The following is a 26,035-nucleotide window of genomic DNA, read 5'->3' on the forward strand; positions in this document are numbered from 1 at the left end:
GGCCGCCGTGGCCGGGGCGCTGGTGGCCGCCGCGCCGCCCGCGGCCGCCGTGGTGCTGCTCGACCGGGGCACCCTGCGGCCCGGGCCTGGTCCCGGGAGGCGGGCGCGGAGCCGCGGCCGTGACCGGCCGGCGCGGGCCGGCGCCTGGGCGATACTGGGTCGCCGAACGAGGGAGGACGAGCATGCGGGTGCTGCAGCTGACCGGGTCGAGCGCGGGCGGGGTGGCCCGCCACGCGCGGGAGATCAGCGCCCTGCTGGCCGCCGACGGCGACGACGTCGTCCTCGCCGGGCCCGCCGACGTCGTGCACGCCGCCGCGCCGGCCGGCTACCGCCCGGTCGTCGTCGACATCGCCGACCGCCCCCGCCCCGCCGACGTCGCCGCGGCACGGGCCGTCCGGCGCCTCGCCGCGGGCGCCGACGTCGTCCACGCCCATGGGCTGCGCGCCGGGGCGATCGCCGTGCTCGCGGTGCGCACCCTGGCGCGCCGGCCGCGCCTGGTGGTCACGGTGCACAACCTGCCCGTGGGCGGGGGGAGGGTGCGCGGCGTGGCCGCGGTGCTCGAGACGCTCGTGGCCCGCGGCGCCGACGCGGTCCTGGCCGTCAGCGGCGACCTCGTCGCCCGCATGCGCGGCCGGGGGGCCCGCGCCGTCGCCCGTGCCCTCGTCCCGGCCCCCGAGCGGCCCGCCGCGACCGTCCCGCCCGCCCGGGTGCGCGCCGACCTGGGGCTCGCCCCCGACGAGCGGCTGCTGCTGACGGTCGCGCGGCTGGCCCCGCAGAAGGGCCTGGACGTGCTCGCCGATGCCGCCGCCCGGCTCGCCGGCGCCGGGTCGGCGGCCGCGGCCGGGCCCTGGCGCTGGGTCGTCGTCGGCGACGGGCCGCTGCGGGCCACGCTGGCCGGGCGCACCGCCGGCCTGCCGGTGCTGGTGGCCGGCCGCCGCGACGACGTGCCCGACCTGCTCGCCGCCGCGGACGTCGTGGTCTCCACCGCCGCCTGGGAGGGCCAGCCCATCGCCGTCCAGGAGGCGCTGCGCGCCGGGGCCGCGCTGGTTGCCACCGACGTCGGCGGCACCCGGGAGGTCACCGGGGAGGCCGCGGTGCTCGTCCCCGGCGGGGACGCGGGCGCCGTCGCCGACGCCGTGGCCGGCCTGCTCGCCGACCCCGCCCGGCGCGACGCCCTGCGCGAAGCCGCCCGGGCCCGGGCCGCCGAGCTGCCCGGCCCGGCGGACGTCCTGGCGCAGCTGCGCGGGGCGTACGCGCGCCGGTAGGGCGGTGCCCGGGGCGGCGGCGACGGTGGGTGACGGCACACCGCGACCTCCGCGGCGGCCCTGGGCGAGTCGCGAGGAGCGATGCTAGGGTCGAAGTCCGTGGTCAACCAACCGAGCCGGCTTCCCGGCAACCAGGCCAGCATCCCTCGCCAGATCTTCGTCACCGGCGGGGTCGTCAGCTCCCTGGGGAAGGGGTTGACAGCGTCCAGCCTCGGCCACCTCCTCCGCGCCCGCGGGCTGCGGGTGGTGATGCAGAAGCTCGACCCGTACATCAACGTCGATCCCGGCACGATGAACCCGTTCCAGCACGGCGAGGTGTTCGTCACCGACGACGGCACCGAGACCGACCTGGACATCGGCCACTACGAGCGCTTCCTCGACGTCGAGCTGTCCGGCAAGGCCAACGCCACCACCGGGCAGGTCTACTCCACGGTCATCGCCAAGGAGCGCCGCGGGGAGTACCTCGGCGACACCGTCCAGGTGATCCCGCACATCACCGACGAGATCAAGGCGCGCATGCGCGCCCAGGCCGAGCCGGTCGACGGCGAGGAGCCGCCGGACGTCATCATCACCGAGATCGGTGGCACGGTCGGCGACATCGAGTCCCTGCCGTTCCTCGAGGCGGCCCGCCAGGTGCGCCAGGACCTCGGTCGCGACAACGTCTTCTTCCTGCACGTCTCGCTGGTGCCCTACATCGCGGCCAGCGGCGAGCTGAAGACCAAGCCCACGCAGCACTCCGTCGCCGAGCTGCGCTCCATCGGCATCCAGCCCGACGCCATCGTGTGCCGCTCCGAGCGCGAGCTGCCCGAGAGCGTCAAGGCCAAGATCGCCTCCATGTGCGACGTCGACCGCGAGGCCGTCGTCATGTGCCAGGACGCGCCGAGCATCTACGAGATCCCGGCCGTGCTGCACGCCGAGGGCCTGGACGCCTACGTGGTGCGCCGCCTGTCCCTGAGCTTCCGCGACGTCGACTGGACGGTGTGGGACCGGCTCCTGGAGCGGGTGCGCCACCCCAAGGACTTCGTCGAGGTCGCCATGGTGGGCAAGTACATCGACCTGCCCGACGCCTACCTCTCGGTCACCGAGGCGCTGCGCGCCGGCGGCTTCCACCACCGCGCCCGGGTGAAGATCCGGTGGGTGGCCTCCGACACCTGCCAGACCGCCGAGGGGGCCCGCAAGGCGCTCGAGGGCGTCGACGCCGTCCTCGTGCCCGGCGGCTTCGGCGTGCGCGGCATCGAGGGCAAGCTCGGCGCGCTGCGCCACGCCCGCGAGAACCAGATCCCCACGCTGGGCATCTGCCTGGGCCTGCAGTGCATGGTCATCGAGGCCGCCCGGAACCTGCTCGGCCTGGACAAGGCCAGCTCCACCGAGTTCGACCCCGGCACCCCCGACCCCGTGGTGGCCACCATGGAGGAGCAGCTCGCCATCGTCGGCGGCGAGGGCGACCTGGGCGGCACCATGCGCCTGGGCCGCTACGAGGCCGTCCTCGAGCCCGGCTCTCTGGCGGCGGAGGTCTACGGCACCGAGCGGGTCACCGAGCGGCACAGGCACCGCTACGAGGTCAACAACGCCTACCGCGACGCCCTGGACAAGGTGGGGCTGAAGATCTCCGGCCGTTCCCCGGACTCCTCCCTGGTGGAGTTCGTCGAGCTCGACCGGGCCGTGCACCCGTACTACATCGCCACCCAGGCCCACCCGGAGTTCAAGTCCCGGCCCACCCGGGCCCACCCGCTCTTCGCCGGCCTCATCGGCGCCGCGCTGCAGCGCCAGCGCGACAGCCGGCTGCTGGAGATCGAGGAGCCGGAGACCGTCGGCCTCGAGCACGAGGCCCCGGTGCCCGCGGCCGCCGGCGAGGGCGAGAAGGCGTGAGCCCGGCCAGAGAGCTGGCGGACGCCAAGGACACCGGCCGGGAGGTCGTCGCGCACCGGACCATCCACGCCGGGCGGGTCTTCGACCTTGTCGGCGACGAGGTCCGGCTGCAGCCCGACGACGAGAAGGCGGTGGTCCGCGAGTACCTGGACCACCCCGGCGCCGTCGCCGTCGTCGCCCTGCGCGAGGGTGAGGCGGGGGAGGAGGTGCTGCTCATCCGGCAGTACCGCCACCCCGTGCGCGCCCAGCTGTGGGAGGTGCCCGCGGGCCTGCTCGACGTCGAGGGCGAGGACTACCGCGCCGCCGCCGAGCGGGAGCTCTACGAGGAGGCCGACCTGCGCGCGGCCCGCTGGGACGTGCTGGTGGACTACTTCACCAGCCCCGGCGGGTCCGACGAGTCCCTGCGCGTCTACCTCGCCCGCGACGTCACCGAGGTCGACGGCGACGAGCGCCACGAGCGCGAGGACGAGGAGCGGGACATGGCCACCGTGTGGGTGCCGCTGGACGAGGCGGTCGCCGCCGTCCACGCCGGGCGGATCCACAACCCCAGCGCCGTCGTCGGCGTCCTCGCGGCCGCCTCGGCGCGGGCCCAGGGCTGGGCGCCGCTGCGCCCGGCGGACGCGGAGTGGATGCGCTGAGCCGCCGCCCGCCCGCCCGCGAGACGTCAAGTAGTGCGTGAGACGTCACATAGCGCGTGAGAGGTCAAGTTGTGCACGGGGACTGCCGTGCACAACTTGACCTCTCGTGACCGAGTTGACGTCTCGTGACCGCGTTGACGTCTCGCGACCGAGTTGACGTCTCGCCGGGAACGGGGGAGGGGCGTCAGTCGCGGCGCGTGTAGAACGCGCTGCAGGCGAACGTCACGGCCGCCGTGAGCAGCCCGGCGCCGAGCATGTGCAGGCCGACGAGGACCTCGGGCAGCCCGAGGAAGTGCTGGGTGTAGCCGATGACGCCCTCGACCACGAGGACGCCGAGCAGCCACGGCCACACCCGCCGCGCCCGGTCCAGGCGGGCGTCGTCGCGTCGGCGGCGCAGCAGCACCGCGCCGGTGACGGTCGCGATGACGAACAGCCACACCGAGCCCGAGTGCATCCGGGTGATGGTCAGCGGGTCGAGGGCGTAGCGGGAGGCCGCCTCCAGGTCACCGGAGTGCGGCCCGGAGCCGGTGACCACCGTGCCGAGCGCGACGACGAGCGCGGCGAGGGCCGCCAGCACCCACGGCAGCGCGCGCAGGCGCCCGTCGGCCAGGCGGACGACGGGTCCGTCGCCCTGGCGCAGGCGCACCAGCAGGTAGGACGAGACGGCCACGAGGGTCAGCGAGATGAGCATGTGCGAGCCGACGATGGCCGGGTGCAGGTCCACCAGGACCGTCACGCCGCCCACGACGGCCTGCAGGGCGATGCCGGCCAGGGGCAGCCAGGCCAGGCGCTTGAGCACCGGCGGCCGCGAGGCGGTGGGCTGGCGGCGGTAGACGGCCCACAGCAGCGCCACCGCGATGACGCTGAGCACGCCGGTGAGGGTGCGGTTGCCGAACTCGATGTACGGGTGGATCGAGGTGGCCTCGTGGAAGACGGGCGTGAAGTTGCCCGGCTCGCACATCGGCCAGGTCGAGCAGCCCAGTCCCGAGCCGGTCAGCCGCACGGCGCCGCCGGTGACGATGATCCCGATCTGCGCGACGAGGTTCGCCACGGCCAGCGCCCAGGTCAGGCGGTCGACCCGGCTTGCGGCGGGGGTGCGGGTGGCCCCGGCGGCGTCGTCGGGCCGGCGGGGACGGATCGCGGTGCTCACCGCACCAGGGTACGTGGGCCGCGGCGGGCGTCAGGGCCCCGAAGGGCCGCCCGGGCGGGGTTCCGGCGTGGGGCTGCTCACGCTGCTCGCGCCCCGGTGCCTCCCCGTGACAGCCGGGGCCGGGCGTGCCGAGGCGCGGGCGGCGCGCGGGCTCAGTCCCAGCGGAAGTAGCGGGCGGCGAGCCAGGAGCCGGCCGCCGTCCACACCGCGAGCACGGCGAGGGCCGCGAGGTCGAGCCGGCCGGTCGTGGCCAGCAGGCGCAGCCCCTCGCCGAGCGCCCCGGAGGGCAGCAGGACGACCACCTGGGCGAGGGGGCCAGGCAGGGTGTCGGCGGGCAGGAGCAGCCCGCCAGCGCCGGCCATGAGCACCCACAGCAGGTTCGCGACGGCGAGCACCGCCTCGGGCCGCAGCGTCCCGCCGATCAGCAGCGCCAGGGAGACGAACGCGGCGGCCCCGAGCAGCACGAACAGCGCCCCGCCGAGCAGGGCGACGACGCCGAGGCCCTCCCCGCGCCAGCCCAGGCCGGCGGCCACGAGCATGAGCACCACGGCCTGGACGGCCAGCACGCACACCACCGCGCCGAGCTTGCCGGCGAGCAGGCCGCGGCGGCCCAGCGGCGTCGTCGCCAGCATGCGCAGCACCCCCCAGCGCCGGTCGAACGCCACGGCGATGGCCTGGGAGGTGAACGCCGTGGAGGCCACCGCCAGGGCGAGGACCCCGGCCAGCGCGGCCGGCGTGCGGGTCGCGCCGGGCAGGGCCACGAGGTCGGTGCGCACCAGCACCACCAGCGCGATGACCGGGAGGATGAAGGTCAGCAGCAGCTGCTCGCCGTTGCGCAGCACCGCGGCGGTCTCGAAACGGGTCTGGGCGAGCACCCGCCGGGCGCGGGTCCCCGCGTCGGCGCCGGCGGCCGGGAGGGTCTGGGTGGTCATGTCCTGCTCCTTCACGCGCTCGTCCCCTCCCGCAGCGCCCGCCCGGTGAGGTCGAGGAAGGTGTCCTCGAGGGTGCGGCGGTGGACGGCGACGTGCGCGCCGGGGTGACCGGCCTCCGCCACCGCGGTGGACACCGCGGCCAGGGTGCCGGCGTCGATCTGGCCGTCGGGGGCGACCTCCACGCCCTCGGCGACCGCGTGGACCTCCAGGTCCGCCCGGCCGGCGCGGGCCAGGGCGGCGCGCAGCGCGGCCGCGAGCCCGGCGACCTCCGCGGCGGGGGCGCGGTCGAGGCCGATGCGCACCCGGGCGCCGCCGGTGAGCTGGGCCGGGGTGCCCTCGGCGATGACCTGGCCGCCGTCGATGATGACCACGTGGTCGGCCAGCTCCTCGGCCTCGGTCATGAGGTGGGTGGTCAGCACGAGGGAGGTCCCGCCGGCGCGCAGCTCGCGCAGCAGGTCCCACACCGCCAGCCGCGACTGCGGGTCCAGCCCGGCGGAGGGCTCGTCGAGGAAGACCAGCTCGGGGCGCCCGACGATGGCCCCGGCCAGCGCCAGGCGCTGGCGCTGCCCGCCGGACAGGCGGCGCACGGAGGTGCGGGCGACCTCGGCCAGCCCGAGCCGCTCGAGCAGGGCGGCGGGGTCCAGCGGCCGGGCGTGCAGCCGGGCGAGATGGGCGAGCACCGCGCCGGCCTTCGGCGCCATCGGCAGCCCGCAGTCCTGCAGCATCACCCCGACGCGCTCGCGCAGCGCCGCGTCGGACCCCCTCGCGGCGCGGTCGCGGCCGAGCACCTCGATGGCGCCGGCGTCGGGCCGGCGCAGCCCCTCGCAGCACTCGATGGTCGTCGTCTTGCCGGCGCCGTTGGGGCCCAGCACCGCCGTCAGCCGGCCCCGCTCGGCGGTGAGGGACAGGCCCCGGACCACCTCGCGGCCCCCGTAGGACTTGCGCAGCCCGCGCACCGCGAGGGCGGGGGTGGCCGGGGCGGGCGAGGAGCCGGGGGACGCCGACGGCGGCCCGGAGAGGTCGGGGCGGGAAGGCGCACGCACCCGCACAGCGTAGGCACGCGCGCGGCGACCCCGGACATCGGCCCGGGGGAGGGGGCCCCGGCGCGCCGTCGCCGGTGCCAGGTCTCACAGCCCGGTGAGGCTGACCTTCCTTGCGGGGAAGGATTTTGGGAACAACAATGTTTTCTAATCGTGCCGGGCGGAGGCTGCCCGGCGGAGGCGGGCCCGGCCCGCACGGACGGCCTGCAGGGGAAGGACGAGGGGAGGCGCACGCTGTGACCACGCCCAGCCAGCCCGCGACGCCCCGGCGCGGCGTCCCGGCCGACGAGGCCGGCACCCGGGAGCGCGTGCTCGAGCTCATCGTCGAGCGCGGCCCGGTCTCGGCGGCGACCCTGGCACGGGTCCTCGACCTCACCCCGGCCGCGGTGCGCCGGCACACCACCCACCTCGAGGACCTCGGCCAGATCCGCGTCCACGAGCCCACCGGCACCGGCCAGCGCGGCCGCGGCCGCCCGGCCCGCCACTACGTGGCCACCGACGCCGGCCGGTCGGTGCTCACCGACGCCTACTCGGACCTGGCCACCCAGGCCCTGCAGTTCCTGCGCGACGCCGCCGGCGAGGGCGCCCTCGACGCCTTCGCCGAGGCCCGCGTCTCGGAGCTGGAGCGGCGCTACGCCCCGCTGCTCGAGCAGGCCGGCCCGGTGCCGGCGGCCCGCGCCAACGCCCTCGCCGCCGCCCTGACGGCGGACGGGTACGCGGCCACCACCCGCGCCGTCGGCCCCAAGGGCTTCGCCCTGCAGCTGTGCCAGGGCCACTGCCCCGTGCAGGACGTGGCGGAGGTCTTCCCCCAGCTGTGCGAGGCTGAGACCCAGGCGTTCTCGCGCCTGCTCGGCGTGCACGTGCAGCGCCTCGCCACCCTCGCCGGCGGCGGGCACGTGTGCACCACCCATGTGCCCCTCTCCGCGGTCCCCACCCCGCTCACCACGCGTGACGCCGGGGCCGCCCGTTCCCGGACCAAGTCGCCCAGCGGCGTCACGGAAGGAAACTGATGACAAGTCCCACCCAGCAGGAGGTCACGGCGCCCGACGCGCCGATGACCGAGGACGAGAAGATCATTGCCTCGATCGGCAGCTACGCCTACGGCTGGTCCGACGCCGACGACGCGGGCGCCAACGCCCGGCGTGGTCTGGACGAGGACGTCGTGCGCAACATCTCGGCGCTGAAGAACGAGCCGGAGTGGATGCTCAAGCGCCGGCTCAAGGCGCTGAAGCTCTTCGACAAGAAGCCCATGCCGCACTGGGGCGCCGACCTGTCGGACATCGACTTCGACAACATCAAGTACTTCGTGCGGTCCACGGAGAAGCAGGCCACCAGCTGGGAGGACCTGCCCGAGGACATCAAGAACACCTACGACCGCCTGGGCATCCCGGAGGCCGAGAAGCAGCGCCTCGTCGCCGGCGTCGCCGCCCAGTACGAGTCCGAGGTGGTCTACCACCAGATCCGTGAGGACCTCGAGGCCCAGGGCGTCATCTTCCTCGACACCGACACGGGCCTGAAGGAGCACCCGGAGATCTTCGAGGAGTACTTCGGCTCGGTCATCCCGGCCGGGGACAACAAGTTCGCCTCGCTCAACACCGCGGTGTGGTCCGGCGGGTCGTTCGTCTACGTCCCCAAGGGCGTCCACGTCGAGATCCCGCTGCAGGCCTACTTCCGCATCAACACCGAGAACATGGGCCAGTTCGAGCGGACGCTGATCATCGCCGACGAGGGCTCCTACGTGCACTACGTCGAGGGCTGCACCGCCCCGATCTACCAGTCCGACTCGCTGCACTCGGCGGTCGTGGAGATCATCGTCAAGAAGGACGCCCGCGTCCGGTACACGACGATCCAGAACTGGTCGAACAACGTGTACAACCTGGTGACCAAGCGCGCCACGGTCGAGACCGGCGGCACCATGGAGTGGATCGACGGCAACATCGGCTCCAAGGTCACCATGAAGTACCCGGCCGTGTACCTCATGGGCGAGCACGCCCGCGGCGAGACCCTGTCGATCGCCTTTGCCGGCGAGGGGCAGCACCAGGACACCGGCTCGAAGATGGTGCACCTGGCCCCGCACACGTCCTCCTCGATCGTGTCGAAGTCCGTGGCCCGCTCCGGCGGCCGCGCCTCCTACCGCGGGCTGGTGCAGGTGCTCGAGGGCGCCGCGCACTCCAAGTCCAACGTGCTGTGCGACGCGCTGCTGGTGGACCAGATCTCCCGGTCCGACACCTACCCCTACGTCGACGTGCGCGTCGACGACGTCGAGATGGGGCACGAGGCCACCGTCTCGAAGGTGAGCGAGGACCAGCTGTTCTACCTCATGTCCCGCGGGATGCCCGAGACCGAGGCCATGGCGATGATCGTCCGCGGCTTCGTCGAGCCCATCGCGCGCGAGCTGCCGATGGAGTACGCCCTCGAGCTCAACCGCCTGATCGAGCTGCAGATGGAAGGATCCGTCGGCTGATGACCGCCACCACCAACATGTCCACCGACCACTCCCGCGCCACCGCGGACGCCGCCCACACCCACGGCGGCGGCACGGTGCCCGAGGCCTCCCGCGCCGACCGCGCGACGTCCTTCGAGCTCTCCGCCTTCCCGGTCCCCACGGGCCGGGAGGAGGACTGGCGCTTCTCCCCGGTGGACCGGCTCCAGCGGCTCTTCGCCGGCGACCTCACCGGCACCGGCCCGGTGGTGACCGTCGAGTCCGACGACGACGTGCGCGTCGAGCGGGTCGGCCGCGACGACGCCCGCCTCGGGAAGGTCGGCGCCCCCGGCGACCGGGTCGCGGCCGCCGCGTGGCAGTCCTTCGGCGAGGCCCTGGTGGTCACGCTGCCGAAGAACCACGTCGACACCCGCCACACGATGGTCGCCATCAACGGCGACGCCGAGACCGCCGCCGCCCCGGCCGCCGAGCACGTGCTCGTCCTGGCCGAGGAGCTCTCCGAGTCCCTCGTCGTCCTCGACCACCGCGGCAGCGCCGAGCTCGCCCAGACGGTCGAGATCGACGTGCGCGACGGCGCCCACCTCACCGTCGTGTCCATCCAGGACTGGGACGAGGACGCCATCCACGTGGGCAACCACCGGGTGCGCCTGGGCCGCGACGCGCGCCTGAAGCACATCGTCGTCACCCTCGGCGGCGGCATCGTCCGCCTCACCCCGGACGTGTCCTTCACCGCCCCCGGCGGCGACGTCGAGCTGCTCGGCCTGTACTTCACCGACGCCGGCCAGCACCAGGAGCACCGCCTCTTCGTCGACCACGCCGTGCCCAGCTGCAAGTCGCGGGCCACCTACAAGGGCGCCCTGCAGGGCGAGGGCGCGCACTCGGTGTGGGTCGGGGACGTGCTCATCCGCCACGAGGCCGAGGGCACCGACACCTACGAGCTCAACCGCAACCTCGTCCTCACCGAGGGCGCGCGGGCGGACTCGGTGCCGAACCTCGAGATCGAGACCGGCGAGATCGAGGGCGCGGGCCACGCCAGCGCCACCGGCCGGTTCGACGACGAGCAGCTGTTCTACCTGCGCTCGCGCGGCATCCCCGAGGAGGAGGCCCGCCGCCTGGTGGTCCGCGGCTTCTTCGCCGAGCTCATCAACCAGATCGGCATCCCGATGGTGCAGGAGCGCCTGATGGCGGCCATCGAGGAGGAGCTCTCCCGGACCATGGGGGCCGCGGCCCGATGACCGCCCAGCACGCGTGCGACACCGCGGACCTCGAGCCGGGCGAGGCCATGCGCCTGGACCTCGAGGCCGCGGACGGAACGCCCCTGCCCGTCGCGCTGGTGCGCGACGAGGACGGGGAGTTCCACGCCATCTCGGACATCTGCTCCCACGGGCAGGTGAACCTCTCCGACGGCGAGGTCGACGGCTGCACCATCGAGTGCTGGCTGCACGGGTCGACCTTCGACCTGCGCACCGGCAAGCCGCTGAGCCTCCCCGCCACCCAGCCCGTCCCCGTCTACCCCGTGACCGTGGAGGGGGAGCGCGTCCTGGTCGACGTCGACACCACCGCCGACGTCGCGCGCTGACGCCCCCCGCCGCCCCCAGCTGAGAAAGAAGACGAATGTCCACCCTTGAGATCAAGAACCTCCACGTCAGCGTCGAGACGAACGACGGCCCCAAGCCGATCCTGCGCGGCGTGGACCTGACCATCCGCTCCGGCGAGGTCCACGCGATCATGGGCCCCAACGGCTCGGGCAAGTCGACCCTGGCCTACTCCATCGCCGGCCACCCCAAGTACACCGTGACCGAGGGCGAGGTCCTCCTCGACGGCGAGAACGTCCTGGAGATGAGCGTGGACGAGCGCGCCCGCGCCGGGCTGTTCCTCGCCATGCAGTACCCCGTCGAGGTGCCCGGCGTGACGGTGTCGAACTTCCTGCGCACCGCCAAGACCGCCATCACCGGCGAGGCCCCGGCCCTGCGCAAGTGGGTCGGCGACGTCAAGGACGCCATGCACAAGCTGCGCATGGACCCCGAGTTCGCCCAGCGCGACGTCAACCACGGCTTCTCCGGCGGCGAGAAGAAGCGCCACGAGATCCTCCAGATGGAGCTGCTCCAGCCGAAGTTCGCCGTCCTGGACGAGACCGACTCCGGCCTCGACGTCGACGCGCTGCGCGTCGTCTCCGAGGGCGTCAACCGGGTGCACGAGGCCACCGGCCTGGGCGTCATGCTCATCACCCACTACACGCGGATCCTGCAGTACATCAAGCCCGACTTCGTCCACGTCTTCGTCGACGGCCGCGTCGCCGACCAGGGCGGCCCCGAGCTCGCCGACCGGCTCGAGGACGAGGGCTACGACCGCTACCTCACCGCCACCGTCTGAGGAAGAGGACGCGCATGACTGCTGCCGGGACCTCGGTGACCGGCGCCGCCGCGGCGGCCGCCGGCCCCGCCCGCTCCCTGAGCGCGGCGGAGCTGGCGGCCGTGCGCGCGGACTTCCCGCTGCTTACCCGCACCGTGCGCGGGGACCGCCCGCTGGTCTACCTCGACACGGCCGCCACGTCGCAGAAGCCCCGGTGCGTCATCGACGCCGAGAGCGAGTTCTACGAGCGCACCAACTCCGCGGTGCACCGCGGCGCCCACGCGCTGGCCGAGGAGGCCACCGAGGCCTACGAGGCCGCCCGCGCCGCCGTCGCCCGCTTCGTCGGGGCCGGCGAGGACGAGATCGTCTGGACCAAGAACGCCACCGAGGCGATCAACCTCGTCACGTACGCGATGTCCAACGCGGCGCTGGGCCGCGGCGGGGACCGGGCGCGCGAGCTGTTCGGGGTGGGCCCGGGCGACGAGATCGTCGTCACCGAGGCCGAGCACCACGCCAACATCGTGCCTTGGCAGGAGCTGTGCGCGCGCACCGGCGCCACCCTGCGCTGGATCGGCGTGACCGACGAGGGCCGGCTGGACCCGGCCACCTTCGACGTCATCACCGACCGCACCCGGGTCGTGGCCCTGGCCCACGCCTCCAACGTCACCGGCGCCGTCGCCCCGCTCGGCGACGTCGTCGCCCGGGCCCGGGCGGCCGGCGCGCTGGTCGTGCTCGACGCGTGCCAGTCCGTCCCGCACCTGCCGGTCGACGTCAAGGCGCTGGACGTGGACTTCGCCGCCTTCTCGGGCCACAAGATGCTCGGCCCCACCGGCATCGGCGTGCTCTACGGCAGGGCCGAGCTGCTCGAGGCCATGCCGCCGTTCCTCACCGGCGGGTCGATGGTGCAGGTGGTGACCATGGAGTCCACCACCTACGCCGCGCCGCCGAGCCGGTTCGAGGCCGGCACGCAGATGGTCGCCCAGGCCGTGGGCCTGCACGCGGCGGTGGACTACCTCGCCGAGCTGGGCATGGACGCCGTCGCCGAGCACGAGGCGGAGCTGACCCGGCTGCTGCTCGACGGCGTCGCCTCGGTGCCCGGTGTGCGCGTCCTCGGCCCCGCCGACCCGGCGGACCGGCTCGCCGTCGTCGCCTTCGACGTGGCGGGGGTCCACCCGCACGACGTGGGCCAGGTCCTCGACAGCCACGGCATCGCCGTGCGGGTGGGCCACCACTGCGCCCAGCCGATCCACCGGCGCCTGGGCGTGCACGCCTCCGCGCGCGCCTCCGCCGGGGTGTACACGACCGCGGAGGAGATCGAGGCCTTCGTCGACAAGCTCGGCGAGGTCCGGCAGTTCTTCGGGGTGGACCATGGCTGACCCGCTGCAGCAGATGTACCAGCAGGTGATCCTCGACCACGCGCGGGCGAAGCACGGCGCGGGGGAGATCGACCCGTTCGACGGCGAGTCCTTCCAGGTCAACCCCACCTGCGGGGACCAGGTGACCCTGCGCGTGCGGGTCGACCACTCCACGGGCGCGCCGCGGGTGGCGGCGGTGGGCTGGCAGGGGGAGGGCTGCTCGATCTCGCAGGCCTCCCTGTCCGTGCTCACCGACCTGGTCACCGGCAAGGACATCCCCACCGTCGACCACCTCAACGAGACCTTCCGCGAGCTCATGCACGGCCGCGGCAAGGAGCTCGAGCCGGCGAAGTCCGACGAGCTCGAGGACGCCACCGCCTTCGTCGGCGTGGCCCAGTTCCCGGCCCGGATCAAGTGCGCGCTGCTCGGCTGGATGGCCCTGCGCGACGCCCTCGCGCACGCCCTGACGGGCGAGCCGACCCCCGACGCCCCCACCAAGGAGACCGCATGAGCGAGACCACGAACCCGTCGCCGACGACCGCGGCCGACGTCGAGGAGGCGATGCGCGACGTCATCGACCCCGAGCTCGGCATCAACGTCGTCGACCTCGGCCTCGTCTACGGCATCACCGTGGACCAGAACAACGAGGCCGTCATCGACATGACCCTCACCTCCGCGGCCTGCCCGCTGACCGACGTCATCGAGGACCAGTCCTCGATCGCGCTGGAGGGGCTCGTCAACGGCGTCCGGATCAACTGGGTCTGGATGCCGCCGTGGGGCCCGGAGAAGATCACCCCCGAGGGCCGCGAGCAGCTGCGGGCGCTCGGATTCAACGTGTAGCCAGCTCCTCGGCCGTCATCGGCCGTCGACCCTGCCAGAGGCCCGGAGCCGCGCAAACGCGCGGATCCGGGCCTCTGCGTGATGCCCACGGTGACCTCGGTGCTGCGATCCTGCTGGATGACGGCGGTGAGACCAGCCGGGGACACGCTCACCTGAACCATCCCAGGTAAAGTCATGCGGCATCGTCATGCCGAAGGAAGAAGTGCACGTCCTGATGCCGCACCGCACCGGATTCGATCGTGAACGCTATATCGCTCTGCAGTCGCGTCAGATCAAGGAGCGGCGCGCATCCATCGGCGGCAAGCTCTACCTGGAGATGGGCGGCAAGCTCTTCGATGACATGCACGCCTCGCGCGTCCTGCCCGGCTTCACCCCGGACAACAAGATCGCGATGCTCGAGAGCCTCAAGGACGAGCTGGAGATCCTCGTCTGCCTCAACGCCAAGGACCTGGAGCGCCAGAAGGTGCGCGCGGACCTCGGCATCCCGTACGAGGAGGACGCCCTCCGGCTGATCGACATCTTCCGCGAGCGCGGCTTCCTCGTGGAGCACGTCGTCCTCACCCAGTTCGAGGACAGCAACACCATGGCCCATGCCCTGAAGGACCGCATGGAGCGGCTGGGACTCAAGGTCGCCCGCCACCGCGTCATCCCGGGCTACCCCAGCAACACCGCACGGATCGTCTCCGACGAGGGCTTCGGCCGTAACGAGTATTCCGAGACGAGCCGTGACCTCATCGTGGTCACCGCCCCGGGCCCGGGCTCCGGCAAGCTCGCCACGTGCCTGTCGCAGGTGTACCACGACCACCAGCGTGGTCTGGTAGCCGGTTACGCCAAGTTCGAGACCTTTCCTATCTGGGACCTCTCGCTGGAGCACCCGGTGAACCTGGCCTATGAGGCTGCCACCGTCGACCTCGACGACATCAACGTCATCGACCCCTTCCATCTCGCCGCCTACGGCGAGCAGGCCACCAGCTACAACCGTGACGTCGAGGTCTTCCCGCTGCTGAAGACCATGCTGGAGAAGCTCGATGGCACCTCTCCCTACAGGTCCCCGACCGACATGGGCGTGAACATGGTCGGCTCCTGCATCAGTGACGACGAGGTCTGCCGGGAGGCTGCCTACCAGGAGATCATCCGCCGTTACTACAAGGCCCTGGTGGCGGAGCGTCGCGACGAGCTCGACGACACCCTCTCGCAGCGGGTGGCCATGGTGATGAGCAAGGCCGGCACGTCCATCGCGCAACGCCGCGTGGTCGCCGCCGCCCTGGAGGTCGAGGCGGAGACCGGGGCCCCGGCCTCCGCCCTGGAGCTCGCCGACGGCACCATCATCACCGGCAAGACGTCGGAGCTGCTGGGCTGCTCCGCCGCGATGCTGCTCAACGCCCTCAAGCACCTGGCGGGCATCGACCGGGAGATCGACCTGCTCTCGCCGTCCTCGATCGAGCCGATCCAGACCCTGAAGACCGAGCACCTGGGTTCCCGCAACCCGCGGCTGCACACCGACGAGGTGCTCATCGCCCTGTCGGTCTCCGGCGCCTCCAGCCAGGACGCCCGCACGGCGCTACGGGAGCTGAAGAACCTGCGGCGCTGCGACGCCCACACCACCACGATCCTCGGCTCGGTGGACGAGGGCATCTTCCGCAACCTCGGCATCCTGGTGACCTCGGAGCCGAAGTACCAGCGCAAGGCGCTCTACCGGAAGCGCTGAGCTCCCGGGTTGCCGACGAGCCGCAGGTCGGCAAGATCGCTTCTCCCGCGGCCTCGTCCCTATCCGGAGAGCACCCGGTGCACCGAGGCGACGGCACTCGACCCCTCACCGACGGCGGCGGCGACCCGCTTCATCGACCCGCGCCGCACGTCGCCGGCGGCGAAGACCCGCGGGACCGACGTCTCGAACGGCAACGGCTCCCGGCCGAGACGCTGCCACCTCTCGAGCGCCAGGGCGACGTCGGTCCCGGTGCGGATGAACCCCGACTCGTCGCGATCGATGCCGTCGAGCCAGGACGTCGCCGGCTCCGCGCCGATGAAGCAGAACAGGGCCCGCGCCTCGACGTCGCCCGCGGTGTCGATGCGCACGGCCTCGAGATCGTGGTCGCCCGCGAGCGCGGTGACGTTCGACCCGGCGTGCAGATGGATGCGGGGCTCCTCGAAGATGCGGTCGACCAGGTAGGAGGACATGCGAGCGCGCAGGTCTGTCCCTCGCACGACCAGGTGCACGGGGCAGCCGCTCGCCGAGAGGAACAGCGCTGCCTGGCCTGCCGAGTTCGCGCCCCCGACCACGACGACCGGGGACCCGCGCACCTGCTTCAGCTCGAGCGGGGTGGCGGCGTAGTAGATGCCGGTGCGTTCGAAGTCGTCCCACCGCTCGAGGCCGAGGCGACGGTAGGCGGCACCGGACGTCACCATCGCCGACCGGGCGCGGATCGAGCGGCCGTCAGAGAGCCTGACCTCGATCTCGGTCTCCTCGGCCGTCAGGCTCACCGCCTCGCACGGGGCGTACACCCGCACGCCGAACTTGATGGCCTGCAGGACGGCTTGCCCGATCAGGTCACCGCCGCTGACCCCGAAGGGGAACCCGAGGAAATTCTCGATCCGTGACGTCGCCGCGGCCTGACCGCCGGGTGCCACGGCTTCCAGCAAGACGGTGCTCAGCCCTTCGGAGGCCCCGTAGATCGCCGCCGCGAGGCCTGCCGGCCCGCCGCCGACCACCACGAGGTCGACGAACCCCTCGTCGCCTGGCTCGTAGCTCAGTCCCAGGCGCTCGGCGACGGCCCCGGGCGTGGCGCGGAGGATGGGCTCGCCCTGGATGAAGGCGATGGGCAGATCCGAGACGGCGTAGTCGTGCGCACGGGACAGCGACTGACCCGGCTCGAGCGGCAGCGCGGTGTGCACGAGGTCGAAACGCTCGGCGAAGCGGCGCAGCGCGAGGAACTCCCGAGAGCTCCCCGCCCCCACGAACTTCAGGGTGAGGGCCGCCGGTCCACGTCGCATCCACTCGCGCCGTGCCCACAGCGCGTGCAGGACGAGATCACCGAGCTCGTCGTCCTCGGCGAGGATGCGCCGCAGGTCGGCTCGTGAGAGGACCCGGACCCGGCTCGGCACCGTCGCGCGCGCCGACAGGAAGGCGCGCTGACCGTTGAGCAGACCGAGGTCGCCGGTGAAGGAGCGCGGGCCGAACGTCACGACGACCTGTTCGCCCATCCAGTACATGGCGTCACGGACGAGCTCGACCTCGCCCTCCTCCACGAGCGCCATCGGGTAGAGGTCACCGGCGCGGACCAGGTACTCCCCGGCGGGGATCTCCCGAGGCTCGGCACGGGAGGTCAGCCGCTCCCACTGCGCATCGGTCAGAGAGGGGGCGATCGCGCCGCCGTCGTCCTGCACCGGTGTCTCCCTCCTGCTGCCGCGATTCTGGGCAGGTGGGTGGGTGATTCTCGGCAAGGCGGCCGCCGGTGGGTCCGGGCGAGCACCTGAGCCGTCCGACGGCGCCGACACTACTCCGCGCGCGCATGGCGGCTGAAGGCCCCACCGGCATGGCCTGCCGGTCGGACATCGCTGCCTACAGCCGCTGCGCGGCGAACGTGTCGCAGGCGGCGAGGGTGCCCTGCTCGTAACCCGTGGTGAACCACCGCACCCGCTGCTCCGACGACCCGTGCGTCCACGACTCCGGGTTGACCTGCTGGCCCGCCCCGGCCTGGATCCGGTCGTCGCCGACGGCGGCCGCGGCGTCGAGGGCGTCGCCGATCTGCTCCTGCGTCGGCGGCTTGAGGAAGGTCTGGCCGGAGTCGGGGTCGACGACGCTCGCGGCATGGCCCACCCACAGCCCGGCGTAGCAGTCGGCCTGGAGCTCCAGGCGCACGCCGTCGGACTCCGGACCCGTGGACCGCTGGTCGATGGTCGCCATGGTGCCCAGCTGGTTCTGGATGTGGTGGCCCCACTCGTGGGCCACGATGTACTCCTGCGCCAGCGGCGCGTTCTCCGCCCCCAGCTGGGTCTCGAGCTGGTCGAAGAAGCCCAGGTCGAGGTAGACGCTCTGGTCCGGCGGGCAGTAGAAGGGCCCGACGGCGGAGGTCGCGTTGCCGCACCCGGTCGCCACCTCCCCCTCGAAGAGGTTGAAGCCAGGCTGGCGGTACTGGACCCCGCCCTGCTCCGGCAGCGCGGTCTCCCAGTACACGTCGAGCGCGTCGGCCGTGTAGACCATGCGGCAGTCCGTGTACTTGTTGGCGTCAGCCCCAGTCACGCAGTGCGCGAAGTCCTCGCTCGAGCCGGTCGTCGGCTGCTGCTCGCCGCCCAGGATGTTGGTGCCTGTGAACAGGTACACGAGCAGCGCGACCAGCCCGATCCCGCCGCCGCCCACTGCGATGCCGCGGCCACCGCCGCCCCGGCGCACCCGGCTGGTGTCCGCGCGGACGTCGTTGTTGAAGGTCATGGACCGACGGTAATCGGGACGGACCTGGCCCGCCCCGCGGGAAGCCCGGGAACGCCGGCGGCGGAGAGGAGCGGCGGGGCCGGTAGCGAGCGCGAGACCGCCAGCGGGGGGAGGGGAGCGCCGGGGGCCGCGCGGGAGTCCGCGCCGACGGCGACGTGAGATGCTGCCGCTCGCGCTTCGCCGGGAGCGTCACGGTCCAGGGAGGAGCGCCAGCGTGGCCGACAAGCCCGCCGCCGAGGTCGCCGTCGACGCCGGCCTGGTGCGCCGCCTGCTCGCGGCGCAGCACCCCGACCTCGCCGACCTGCCGCTCCGCCTGGTCGCCAGCGGCTGGGACAACGTCATCTACCGGCTCGGCGACGACATTGCCGTCCGGCTGCCGCGCCGCGCGGCCGCCGCCGGTCTCATCGAGCACGAGCAGCGCTGGCTCCCGGTGCTCGCCCCGCGCCTGCCGGTCGCCGTCCCGGCCCCCGTCCGCCGCGGCGTGCCCGGCCACGGCTACCCGTGGGCGTGGACGGTGACCCGGTGGATGGCCGGGACGACGGCGGCCGAGGCGCCGCCGGGGGAGCGGCGGGCGCTGGCCGAGCCGCTGGCCGCGTTCGTCACCGCGCTGCACCGGCCCGCCCCCGCCGACGCGCCGCTCAACCCGGTCCGCGGGGTGCCGCTGCCCACGCGCCACGATGCCGTCGTCGGTCGGCTCACGGGCGGGCTCGTCCCGCAGGCGGAGCGCGCCGCCGCGCTGTGGGCCGAGCTCAGCGCCACGCCCGCGTGGGCCGGGCCGGCGCTGTGGCTCCACGGCGACCTGCACCCGGCGAACCTCGTGGTGGCGGACGGCGCCCTGGCGGCGGTCCTCGACTTCGGCGACCTCACCGCCGGCGACCCGGCCACCGACCTCGCCGCCGCCTGGCTGACCTTCGACGCCGCCGGGCGCGAACGATTCGTGCGGGCGCTGGGCGACGCCTACGACGCCGCCACGTGGCGCCGCGCCCGCGGCTGGGCCCTGGCCCTCGCCACGGCCCTGATCGCCCACTCCGACGACGCGCCCGTGCTGCGCGCGGTGGGCGACCACGCCCTGCGCGAGGTCCTGGCCGGCTGAGCCGATCGACGGCACCCGACCGCCGCCGTCGGACGTGGCGAAATTGGCAGGAACGCGCGAAGCGGACCGCCGTACACTGGAACGGCGCCCGCTGCGGCTTCACCCTTCCCCCATGACATGTCTTGAGGTCTGCCTGTGATCACCGCCCATGACGTCTCCGTACGCATCGGCGCCCGTGAGCTCTTGCACGAGGCGTCGTTCCGCGTCGACGCGGGCATGCGCATCGGGCTCGTGGGCCGCAACGGCGCCGGCAAGACCACCCTGACCAAGCTGCTCTCCGGCCAGGAGGAGACCGCCTCCGTCATCGAGCACACCGGCCAGATCGTCCGCACCGGGGAGATCGGCTACCTGCCGCAGGACCCGCGCACCGGCGACCTGCACGTCCTGGCCCGCGACCGGGTGCTCTCCGCCCGCGGCATCGACGCCATCCTGCGCCGCATCCGCAAGGCCGAGCAGACCATGGCCACCGCCACCGGCGACGCCCAGGTCAAGGCGATGGAGCGCTACGCCCGCCTCGACGCCGAGTTCACCGCCCAGGGCGGCTTCGCCGCGGAGGCCGAGGCCGCGCGCATCACCTCCAACCTCGGCCTGCCCCAGCGGGTGCTCGAGCAGCCGCTGGAGACCCTCTCCGGCGGCCAGCGCCGCCGGGTGGAGCTCGCGCGCATCCTCTTCTCCGGCGTCGACACCCTGCTCCTGGACGAGCCGACCAACCACCTCGACCACGACTCGATCGTCTGGCTGCGCGACTACCTCAAGACCTACAACGGCGGGTTCATCGTCATCAGCCACGACGTCGAGCTGCTGCGCGAGACGGTCAACCACGTCTTCTTCCTCGACGCCAACCGCGGCGTCCTCGACGTGTACAACATGGGCTGGGACGCCTACGTCAAGCAGCGCGAGGCCGACGAGCGGCGCCGGCGCCGCGAGCGGGCCAACGCCGAGAAGAAGGCCGGCGCCCTCATGGCCCAGGCCGACAAGATGCGCGCCAAGGCGACCAAGACCGTCGCCGCGCAGAACATGGCCCGGCGCGCCGAGCGGCTCATGTCCGGGCTGGAGGAGACCCGCCGGGCGGACAAGGTCGCGCACCTGCGCTTCCCCGACCCCGCCCCCTGCGGCAAGACGCCCCTGACGGCCGAGGGGCTGAGCAAGTCCTACGGCTCCCTCGAGGTCTTCACCGACGTCAACCTCGCCATCGACCGCGGCTCCAAGGTCGTCATCCTCGGCATGAACGGCGCCGGCAAGACGACGCTGCTGCGGATCCTCGGCGGGGTGGAGGAGCCCGACACCGGCGAGGTCATCCCCGGGCACGGCCTCAAGGTCGGCTACTACGCCCAGGAGCACGAGACGCTCGACGTCGAGCGCACCGTGGTGGAAAACCTCCGCTCGGCGGCCCCGGACCTGGACGAGACCGGCGTGCGCAGCGTGCTCGGCTCCTTCCTCTTCTCGGGGGAGGACGCCGACAAGCCGGCCAAGGTGCTCTCCGGCGGGGAGAAGACCCGGCTCGCGCTCGCGGTCCTCGTCGTCTCCTCCGCCAACGTGCTGCTGCTCGACGAGCCGACGAACAACCTCGACCCGGCCAGCCGGGAGGAGATCCTCGCCGCGCTGCGGACCTTCACCGGCGCCGTCGTGCTCGTCACCCACGACGAGGGCGCCGTCGAGGCCCTCCAGCCCGAGCGGGTCCTCCTGCTGCCCGACGCCGACGAGGACCTCTGGAACGACAGCTACCTCGACCTGGTCACGCTCGCCTGACCTGCGTCAGCGCTGCTCGTCCGCGTCGTCCGCCGACGGCAGCTCGGCCGGCGTGGGCATGACGAGGAGCTCCGGGCGCCCGCCGCCGGCGCCCCCGCGCGGCGGCGCCGCGGGCAGGCCCCGCGCGGCCGCGCGCAGCTGCTCGGAGACCTCCAGGTCCTCCTCGAGCTCGGCCCGGGTGACCCGCCGCACCGGGCCCCGGCCGGCGCGCTCGGCGGCCTCCCGCCGGGCGAGGACGACGACCGCGCCCAGCGCCGCCACCCCGAACAGCCCCCACTGGATGGTGTAGGAGAGGTTCAGGCCCCAGTTGTAGCTCGGCCGGGAGTACGTGCCGAGCGCGACGTCCGCCGGCGGCTGCTCCGCCGCCCCCAGGACGTAGCCGTCCATCAGGGGCAGCCCGGCCACGTCCGACACGTCCGTGACCTCCGCGGCGGAGGCGAGGACCTCCGGCGGGGTGATCGTGTAGATCTGCCCGTGGGGCCGCTGCCGGTCCACCGGCGCCTCGGGCGCGCGGAGCCGACCGGTCACCGTCACCTCGCCGCCGGGCGGCTGGGGCAGGGCGCTGCCGGTCTCCTCCACCTGGCCGGCGGGCAGCCAGCCGCGGTCCACGACGACGACGACCTCCCGCCCGTCGCCGAGCCCGGCGACGAACGGTGTCACGAGGTGCCCGGCCGCCTGCCCGTCGGCGGGGCGGTTCCGCAGCACCACCGTGCCGCCGGGGACGTAGTGGCCGGTCATCGTCACCGGCCGCCACTGGTCGCCGGGCGGCACGCCGGTCCCGGTGAGGACGTCGGCGAGGGGGACGGGCGCCGCGTCGTAGACGGCGCCGACCTGGAGGGACTCGGCGTGGCGGGACTCGTAGCGGTGCCACTGCCACCGGCCGAGGAACACGCAGGCGACGGCGAAGGCGACCATCACGGCGATGAGGCCGAGCCAGCGGGGGGTCCTGAGAAAGTCGTAGCGCCGGGCCGGGGGCGTCGGCGCGCTCACCCGTGCGACTCGTCGAGCTCGTCGACGCCGACGACGTCGCGGAGGAAGGAGCGCGCGGCGAGGAACTGGGAGAGGTGCTCGCGGTGCGCGTCGCAGGCCAGCCAGACCTTGCGCCGTCCGGTGGTGTGCAGGCGCGGGTTGTTCCACAGCAGCGCGTGCACGGCCGGCTCCCCGCAGCCCTTGGCGCTGCAGACCAGCTGCCCGACATCCTCGACGTAGGGCAGCGCGGCGTCGGGGCTCATGCGAGGTACTCCGTGTCGGGGTCGTAGGGCAGGCGGGGCAGCTGCTTCGGCTCGTCGGGCGGGGGCAGCAGCGCCTCGGGCTCCTGGGGGCGCTCGCGCCCGGCGTTGGCGAAGAGGACGGCGAGCATGGGCAGGAAGATCGCGCCCGCGCCGCACACCCACTTCCACCACCCGGGCACGACCAGCAGCAGGATCATGCAGGAGGTGCGGATGCCCATCGACGTGAGGTACCGCACGGTGCGGGCGTGCACGTCCTCGGCCAGGGCGCGCGGGGCCGAGGTGATCGCGTACACCGGCGGCCGGTCGTGGCCCTTTCGTCCCCTCACCCCTCCAGGCTACGCCGCGGGCGGCCGGTCGGCGGAGCCGGGTCGTCGTCACCTGTCACCGGCCCGCCGGTGCGGCCCGCAGGCGGCCGGACGCCGTCGCCGACCCGGCCGGAACCACCGGTCGCGGGCCGTCCGCGCGGGGACGGCTTCGCCCGGGCCGCTCGCCGTCGGCTACGGTTTCCCCGCAGCGACAGCCAGACGAACGGGAGACGACGGGTGAGCGAGCAGGGCGGGCGCAGTGTGCTGGTGACCGGGGCGAACCGGGGCATCGGCCGCGCCATCGCGGAGCGGTTCGTGGCCGCCGGGGACAAGGTGGCGACGATCTACCGGTCCGGGGAGCTGCCCGAGGGCGTGCTCGGCGTCGTCGGTGACGTGCGCGACACCGCCTCCATCGACGCCGCCTTCACCGAGGTCGAGGCGCAGCACGGCCCGGTCGAGGTGGTCGTCGCCAACGCCGGGGTCACCCGCGACCAGCTCCTCATGCGCATGAGCGACGAGGACTTCGACACCGTGCTCGACACCAACCTCGCCGGCGCCTTCCGGGTGGCCCGCCGCGCCAGCAAGGGCATGATCCGCCTGCGTCGCGGGCGGGTGGTGCTGATCTCCTCCGTCGTCGCCATGTACGGCGGGCCGGGCCAGGTCAACTACTCCGCGTCCAAGGCGGGGCTGATCGGCATGGCCCGCTCGATCACCCGCGAGCTGGGCGGGCGCGGCATCACCGCCAACGTCGTCGCCCCCGGCTTCATCGACACCGCGATGACGCAGGCGCTGCCCGAGAAGCAGCAGCAGGCCTACCTCGCCGCCATCCCGGCCGGCCGCTTCGGCGCGGTCGACGACGTCGCCGCCGCCGTGCACTTCCTCGCCAGCGACGCCGCGGCCTACATCTCCGGCGCCGTCATCCCCGTGGACGGCGGCCTGGGCATGGGCCACTGACCCACCCCGCACCTCACCGACAACCACCCGCGGCACCCCGGCGTGCCGAGAAGAAGGAGACAACGCACATGGGCCTGCTCGAGGGCAAGACGATCCTGGTCACCGGGGTCCTGAAGGACAACTCCATCGCCTTCCACGTGGCGCGCCTCGCCCAGGAGCAGGGCGCCGACGTGATCCTGTCCTCCTTCGGCCGCCAGTTCCGCCTCACCGAGATCACCGCCCGCCGCCTGCCGCAGCCCGCGCCGGTGGTCCAGCTGGACGTCCAGAGCGAGGAGGACCTCGCCAACCTCGCCGACGCCGTCCGTGAGCACGCCGACCACCTCGACGCCGTGGTGCACTCCATCGGGTTCGCGCCCCAGTCGGTCATGGGCGGCAACTTCCTCGCCGCCGAGTGGAAGGACGTCGCCACCGCCGTGGAGATCTCCGCCTTCTCGCTCAAGTCCCTGGCCGCGGCGGCCAAGCCGCTGATGGGCCCGGGCTCCGCCGTCGTCGGCCTGACCTTCGACGCCTCCTTCGCCTGGCCGGTCTACGACTGGATGGGCGTGGCCAAGGCCGCGTTCGAGGCCACCTCCCGCTACCTCGCCCGGGACCTGGGCAAGGAGGGCATCCGGGTCAACCTCGTCTCCGCCGGCCCCATCCGCACGACGGCGGCGACCTCCATCCCCGGCTTCGACCAGGTCGAGGGCGGCTGGGGCGACCGCGCCCCGCTGGGCTGGGACGTCACCGACGCCGAGCCGACGGCCCGCACCGTCGTGGCGCTGTGCTCGGACTGGCTGCCCGCCACCACCGGGGAGATCGTGCACGCCGACGGCGGCGTGCACGCGATGGGGATCTGATGGCGCACACCCTGGTGCTCCTCCGGCACGCCAAGGCGGAGCCGGAGGGGGATCTCGGTGACGTGATGCGGCCGCTGGCCGCCACCGGCCGGCGGCAGGCCACCGCGCTGGGGCCGCAGCTGGCCGAGGCGGCCGGGGCCGTCGACCTCGCGCTCGTCTCCTCGGCGCTGCGCACCACCGAGACGCTCAAGCTGGTGGCCGCCGGGGTCACCGTGCGCGAGCAGAGCGTGGTCGAGGACCTCTACCAGGGCGGCCCGCGCACCGTGCTGGGCCTGCTGCAGGAGGTCGCCGAGGCGGCCCGCACGGTGCTCGTCGTCGGGCACGAGCCGACCATCTCGGGACTGGCCTACCTCCTGCACGACACCCGCGACGACCTGGCCCGGCAGGTCAGCCTCGGGGTGCCCACCGCCACCGCCTGCGTGCTGAGCGTGCCGGGCCCCTGGCGCGAGCTCGACCGGAGCACCGCCCACCTCGACCGGCTGGTCCGCTCGCCGCACTGACGGCCCTGAGGTGGCGACCGCACTGACGGCCCTGAGGCCGCCGGCGCCACGGCTTCCTGACCGGCGCCCGTTTCCGTGCCCCCACCCCTGGTCGTGCGTCCGCACCGGAGGGACAATCGTGGGGTCGGAGGGAGGAGCCGATATGTGTTACGGAAGCTACCGCGAGTACTACCGGGCAGAGCAGGAGCGCCGCCGCCGCCAGGAGGAGACGACGACCCCGAAGGCCGAGCCGGAGAAGGAGACCGTCGCCCCGGTCGAGGCCGAGGTGCCCACCGAGTTCGTCGCTGAAGAGCTCGAACCCACCCTGCGCTGACTCAGCGCCCCACCAGGCCGAGGACGGCGTCCAGCCGCGGGAACCCCACGGCGGCGTCGGCCTCGGTCTTCACGATGGGCTTGGCGCAGAACGCCACGCCGAGCCCGGCCGCCGCGAGCATGCTCAGGTCGTTGGCGCCGTCGCCGACCGCCACCACCCGCTCCAGCGGGACCCCGTCCGCCCGGGCCCAGGCGCGCAGGTGCGCCGCCTTCGCGGCGCGGTCGATGACCGGGCCGACCGTGCGGCCGGTGAGCCGGCCGCCGTCGACCTCCAGGCGGTTGGCCACGACGTGGTCGATGCCGAGGGACCGGGCCAGCGGGTCCACGATCTCGGCGAAGCCGCCCGAGACCAGGCCCACCCGGCCGCCGCCGGCGTGGACGGCCTCGACGAGCTCGCGCGCCCCCGGCGTCAGCGTCACGGCCGCCCGCACCTCCTCCAGCACGGCGGCGTCGAGGCCGGCGAGGGTGGCCACCCGCTCGCGCAGGCTGGCGGCGAAGTCGAGCTCGCCGCGCATGGCCCGCTCGGTCACCTCCGCGACCTGCTCGCGGGTGCCCGCGTGCTCGGCGATCAGCTCGATGACCTCGGCGGTGATGAAGGTCGAGTCGACGTCCGTGACGAGCAGGCCCACGCCGTCGGCCGCCAGGGGCCCGGTGGTCAGCGCCGCGTCCACGCCGAGCGCGATGGCCGGGGTGCGCAGCTCCGCCCGCGCCTCCTCCACCGCGGCGCCCGGGCGCAGCCGG

27 protein-coding genes are annotated in these 26,035 nt (G+C 73.7%); 18 read left to right on the plus strand and 9 right to left on the minus strand.

Going from position 1 to position 26,035, the window contains the following annotated elements:
* Nucleotides 1–182 precede the first annotated feature (182 nt).
* From GD970_RS11965 to GD970_RS11975, 3 genes are all read left to right on the plus strand, one after another.
* Nucleotides 183–1,265, plus strand: a complete 1,083-nt coding sequence (locus GD970_RS11965; RefSeq protein WP_152203130.1) for a glycosyltransferase family 4 protein — start codon at nt 183–185, stop codon at nt 1,263–1,265.
* An 81-nt stretch (nt 1,266–1,346) separates the two neighbouring features.
* Nucleotides 1,347–3,134 carry a CTP synthase gene (locus GD970_RS11970; RefSeq protein WP_152203131.1) on the plus strand — a complete coding sequence of 596 codons (1,788 nt, stop codon included), beginning with the start codon at nt 1,347–1,349 and terminating at the stop codon, nt 3,132–3,134.
* Complete coding sequence (locus GD970_RS11975; protein WP_152203132.1) at nt 3,131–3,772, plus strand: NUDIX domain-containing protein; 642 nt, start codon at nt 3,131–3,133, stop codon at nt 3,770–3,772. Before GD970_RS11970 ends, GD970_RS11975 begins: the two co-directional genes overlap by 4 nt.
* 184 nt (nt 3,773–3,956) lie before the next feature.
* Here GD970_RS11975 and GD970_RS11980 read toward each other — a convergent pair whose 3' ends face one another.
* The 3 genes from GD970_RS11980 to GD970_RS11990 all read right to left on the minus strand — a co-directional run bounded on the left by GD970_RS11980 (nt 3,957) and on the right by GD970_RS11990 (nt 6,897).
* The gene (locus tag GD970_RS11980) at nt 3,957–4,922 is read right to left on the minus strand and encodes a COX15/CtaA family protein (RefSeq protein ID WP_226925309.1); all 966 of its coding nucleotides are present in this window, start codon (nt 4,920–4,922) and stop codon (nt 3,957–3,959) included.
* A gap of 152 nt (nt 4,923–5,074) precedes the next feature.
* Nucleotides 5,075–5,854: an ABC transporter permease gene (locus GD970_RS11985; protein WP_152203133.1), complete on the minus strand. Its 780-nt coding sequence runs from the start codon at nt 5,852–5,854 to the stop codon at nt 5,075–5,077.
* 11 nt (nt 5,855–5,865) lie between these two features.
* Nucleotides 5,866–6,897, minus strand: a complete 1,032-nt coding sequence (locus GD970_RS11990; RefSeq protein ID WP_152203134.1) for an ABC transporter ATP-binding protein — start codon at nt 6,895–6,897, stop codon at nt 5,866–5,868.
* A 233-nt stretch (nt 6,898–7,130) separates the two neighbouring features.
* Here GD970_RS11990 and GD970_RS11995 point away from each other — a divergent pair, with 233 nt between their 5' ends.
* The 9 genes from GD970_RS11995 (at nt 7,131) to GD970_RS12035 (ending at nt 15,592) form a co-directional block, all read left to right on the plus strand.
* Complete coding sequence (locus GD970_RS11995) at nt 7,131–7,904, plus strand: helix-turn-helix transcriptional regulator (protein ID WP_226925310.1); 774 nt, start codon at nt 7,131–7,133, stop codon at nt 7,902–7,904.
* Entirely contained in the window at nt 7,904–9,358 is a 1,455-nt protein-coding gene (sufB, locus tag GD970_RS12000) for a Fe-S cluster assembly protein SufB (protein ID WP_282958506.1), read from the plus strand. Before GD970_RS11995 ends, sufB begins: the two co-directional genes overlap by 1 nt.
* The gene (gene sufD, locus GD970_RS12005; RefSeq protein WP_152203136.1) at nt 9,358–10,572 is read left to right on the plus strand and encodes a Fe-S cluster assembly protein SufD; all 1,215 of its coding nucleotides are present in this window, start codon (nt 9,358–9,360) and stop codon (nt 10,570–10,572) included. The genes sufB and sufD overlap by 1 nt, the downstream gene beginning before the upstream one ends.
* Nucleotides 10,569–10,916 carry a non-heme iron oxygenase ferredoxin subunit gene (locus GD970_RS12010; protein WP_152203137.1) on the plus strand — a complete coding sequence of 116 codons (348 nt, stop codon included), beginning with the start codon at nt 10,569–10,571 and terminating at the stop codon, nt 10,914–10,916. Before sufD ends, GD970_RS12010 begins: the two co-directional genes overlap by 4 nt.
* 35 nt (nt 10,917–10,951) lie before the next feature.
* On the plus strand, nt 10,952–11,710 hold the full coding sequence (gene sufC, locus GD970_RS12015; RefSeq protein ID WP_152203138.1) for a Fe-S cluster assembly ATPase SufC: 759 nt from the start codon (nt 10,952–10,954) through the stop codon (nt 11,708–11,710).
* Nucleotides 11,711–11,724: 14 nt separating this feature from the next.
* Nucleotides 11,725–13,065 (plus strand): SufS family cysteine desulfurase, encoded by a 1,341-nt coding sequence (locus GD970_RS12020; RefSeq protein WP_152203139.1) that lies wholly within the window; start codon nt 11,725–11,727, stop codon nt 13,063–13,065.
* Nucleotides 13,058–13,555, plus strand: coding sequence for a Fe-S cluster assembly sulfur transfer protein SufU (gene sufU / locus GD970_RS12025; RefSeq protein ID WP_152203140.1), 498 nt, complete (start codon nt 13,058–13,060; stop codon nt 13,553–13,555). Before GD970_RS12020 ends, sufU begins: the two co-directional genes overlap by 8 nt.
* A complete protein-coding gene (locus tag GD970_RS12030) occupies nt 13,552–13,884 on the plus strand; it encodes a metal-sulfur cluster assembly factor (protein WP_152203141.1) in 333 nt (110 codons plus the stop codon). Before sufU ends, GD970_RS12030 begins: the two co-directional genes overlap by 4 nt.
* A 214-nt stretch (nt 13,885–14,098) precedes the next feature.
* A complete protein-coding gene (locus GD970_RS12035; RefSeq protein ID WP_152203191.1) occupies nt 14,099–15,592 on the plus strand; it encodes a DUF1846 domain-containing protein in 1,494 nt (497 codons plus the stop codon).
* A 59-nt stretch (nt 15,593–15,651) separates the two neighbouring features.
* Here the strand turns inward: GD970_RS12035 and GD970_RS12040 are convergent, their stop codons facing one another.
* Both GD970_RS12040 and ypfJ read right to left on the minus strand, forming a co-directional pair.
* Nucleotides 15,652–17,268, minus strand: coding sequence for an FAD-dependent oxidoreductase (locus tag GD970_RS12040; protein ID WP_193314925.1), 1,617 nt, complete (start codon nt 17,266–17,268; stop codon nt 15,652–15,654).
* Between the two features lie 175 nt (nt 17,269–17,443).
* Complete coding sequence (ypfJ, locus tag GD970_RS12045; protein WP_152203142.1) at nt 17,444–18,313, minus strand: KPN_02809 family neutral zinc metallopeptidase; 870 nt, start codon at nt 18,311–18,313, stop codon at nt 17,444–17,446.
* 214 nt (nt 18,314–18,527) lie between these two features.
* Between ypfJ and GD970_RS12050 the strand changes: the two genes are divergently transcribed.
* A complete protein-coding gene (locus GD970_RS12050) occupies nt 18,528–19,406 on the plus strand; it encodes an aminoglycoside phosphotransferase family protein (protein ID WP_226925311.1) in 879 nt (292 codons plus the stop codon).
* Between the two features lie 135 nt (nt 19,407–19,541).
* Nucleotides 19,542–21,155: a ribosomal protection-like ABC-F family protein gene (gene abc-f / locus GD970_RS12055; protein ID WP_152203144.1), complete on the plus strand. Its 1,614-nt coding sequence runs from the start codon at nt 19,542–19,544 to the stop codon at nt 21,153–21,155.
* Between the two features lie 6 nt (nt 21,156–21,161).
* Here abc-f and GD970_RS12060 read toward each other — a convergent pair whose 3' ends face one another.
* Genes GD970_RS12060 through GD970_RS12070 form a run of 3 tightly spaced genes read right to left on the minus strand, consistent with a single transcriptional unit; the run spans nt 21,162 to nt 22,713 of the window.
* Nucleotides 21,162–22,145 carry an SURF1 family cytochrome oxidase biogenesis protein gene (locus GD970_RS12060; protein ID WP_152203145.1) on the minus strand — a complete coding sequence of 328 codons (984 nt, stop codon included), beginning with the start codon at nt 22,143–22,145 and terminating at the stop codon, nt 21,162–21,164.
* Nucleotides 22,142–22,387, minus strand: a complete 246-nt coding sequence (locus GD970_RS12065) for a hypothetical protein (RefSeq protein ID WP_152203146.1) — start codon at nt 22,385–22,387, stop codon at nt 22,142–22,144. Before GD970_RS12065 ends, GD970_RS12060 begins: the two co-directional genes overlap by 4 nt.
* On the minus strand, nt 22,384–22,713 hold the full coding sequence (locus GD970_RS12070; protein ID WP_152203147.1) for a DUF3099 domain-containing protein: 330 nt from the start codon (nt 22,711–22,713) through the stop codon (nt 22,384–22,386). Before GD970_RS12070 ends, GD970_RS12065 begins: the two co-directional genes overlap by 4 nt.
* 216 nt (nt 22,714–22,929) lie before the next feature.
* On the opposite strand from GD970_RS12070, the gene fabG reads away from it, so the two are divergent.
* The 4 genes from fabG to GD970_RS21665 all read left to right on the plus strand — a co-directional run bounded on the left by fabG (nt 22,930) and on the right by GD970_RS21665 (nt 25,295).
* Nucleotides 22,930–23,646: a 3-oxoacyl-ACP reductase FabG gene (gene fabG / locus GD970_RS12075; RefSeq protein ID WP_152203148.1), complete on the plus strand. Its 717-nt coding sequence runs from the start codon at nt 22,930–22,932 to the stop codon at nt 23,644–23,646.
* A 68-nt stretch (nt 23,647–23,714) separates the two neighbouring features.
* Nucleotides 23,715–24,482, plus strand: coding sequence for an enoyl-ACP reductase FabI (gene fabI / locus GD970_RS12080; protein WP_152203149.1), 768 nt, complete (start codon nt 23,715–23,717; stop codon nt 24,480–24,482).
* The gene (locus GD970_RS12085) at nt 24,482–24,982 is read left to right on the plus strand and encodes a SixA phosphatase family protein (RefSeq protein ID WP_152203150.1); all 501 of its coding nucleotides are present in this window, start codon (nt 24,482–24,484) and stop codon (nt 24,980–24,982) included. The genes fabI and GD970_RS12085 overlap by 1 nt, the downstream gene beginning before the upstream one ends.
* Nucleotides 24,983–25,124: 142 nt before the next feature.
* Nucleotides 25,125–25,295, plus strand: a complete 171-nt coding sequence (locus GD970_RS21665; RefSeq protein ID WP_155524122.1) for a hypothetical protein — start codon at nt 25,125–25,127, stop codon at nt 25,293–25,295.
* A 1-nt stretch (nt 25,296) separates the two neighbouring features.
* On the opposite strand, the gene serB is transcribed toward GD970_RS21665, so the two are convergent.
* Entirely contained in the window at nt 25,297–25,977 is a 681-nt protein-coding gene (gene serB / locus GD970_RS12090; protein ID WP_452179465.1) for a phosphoserine phosphatase SerB, read from the minus strand.
* Between the last annotated feature and the right edge of the window lie 58 nt (nt 25,978–26,035).

Origin of the sequence: Georgenia thermotolerans, assembly GCF_009193185.1 — a bacterium.
GTDB lineage: Bacteria > Actinomycetota > Actinomycetes > Actinomycetales > Actinomycetaceae > Georgenia > Georgenia thermotolerans.

Bases quoted from the DNA above. Each gene is read 5' to 3' on its own strand.
- GD970_RS12030 (WP_152203141.1), top strand. From the start codon at position 13,552: ATGAGCGAGACCACGAACCCGTCGCCGACGACCGCGGCCGACGTCGAG.
- sufD (WP_152203136.1), top strand. From the start codon at position 9,358: ATGACCGCCACCACCAACATGTCCACCGACCACTCCCGCGCCACCGCG.
- sufB (WP_282958506.1), top strand. From the start codon at position 7,904: ATGACAAGTCCCACCCAGCAGGAGGTCACGGCGCCCGACGCGCCGATG.
- GD970_RS12085 (WP_152203150.1), top strand. From the start codon at position 24,482: ATGGCGCACACCCTGGTGCTCCTCCGGCACGCCAAGGCGGAGCCGGAG.
- GD970_RS12010 (WP_152203137.1), top strand. From the start codon at position 10,569: ATGACCGCCCAGCACGCGTGCGACACCGCGGACCTCGAGCCGGGCGAG.
- GD970_RS12065 (WP_152203146.1), bottom strand. From the start codon at position 22,387: ATGAGCCCCGACGCCGCGCTGCCCTACGTCGAGGATGTCGGGCAGCTG.
- GD970_RS12020 (WP_152203139.1), top strand. From the start codon at position 11,725: ATGACTGCTGCCGGGACCTCGGTGACCGGCGCCGCCGCGGCGGCCGCC.
- ypfJ (WP_152203142.1), bottom strand. From the start codon at position 18,313: ATGACCTTCAACAACGACGTCCGCGCGGACACCAGCCGGGTGCGCCGG.
- fabI (WP_152203149.1), top strand. From the start codon at position 23,715: ATGGGCCTGCTCGAGGGCAAGACGATCCTGGTCACCGGGGTCCTGAAG.
- GD970_RS11965 (WP_152203130.1), top strand. From the start codon at position 183: ATGCGGGTGCTGCAGCTGACCGGGTCGAGCGCGGGCGGGGTGGCCCGC.
- GD970_RS12035 (WP_152203191.1), top strand. From the start codon at position 14,099: ATGCCGCACCGCACCGGATTCGATCGTGAACGCTATATCGCTCTGCAG.
- sufU (WP_152203140.1), top strand. From the start codon at position 13,058: ATGGCTGACCCGCTGCAGCAGATGTACCAGCAGGTGATCCTCGACCAC.
- sufC (WP_152203138.1), top strand. From the start codon at position 10,952: ATGTCCACCCTTGAGATCAAGAACCTCCACGTCAGCGTCGAGACGAAC.
- GD970_RS21665 (WP_155524122.1), top strand. From the start codon at position 25,125: ATGTGTTACGGAAGCTACCGCGAGTACTACCGGGCAGAGCAGGAGCGC.
- GD970_RS11970 (WP_152203131.1), top strand. From the start codon at position 1,347: ATGCTAGGGTCGAAGTCCGTGGTCAACCAACCGAGCCGGCTTCCCGGC.
- GD970_RS11985 (WP_152203133.1), bottom strand. From the start codon at position 5,854: ATGACCACCCAGACCCTCCCGGCCGCCGGCGCCGACGCGGGGACCCGC.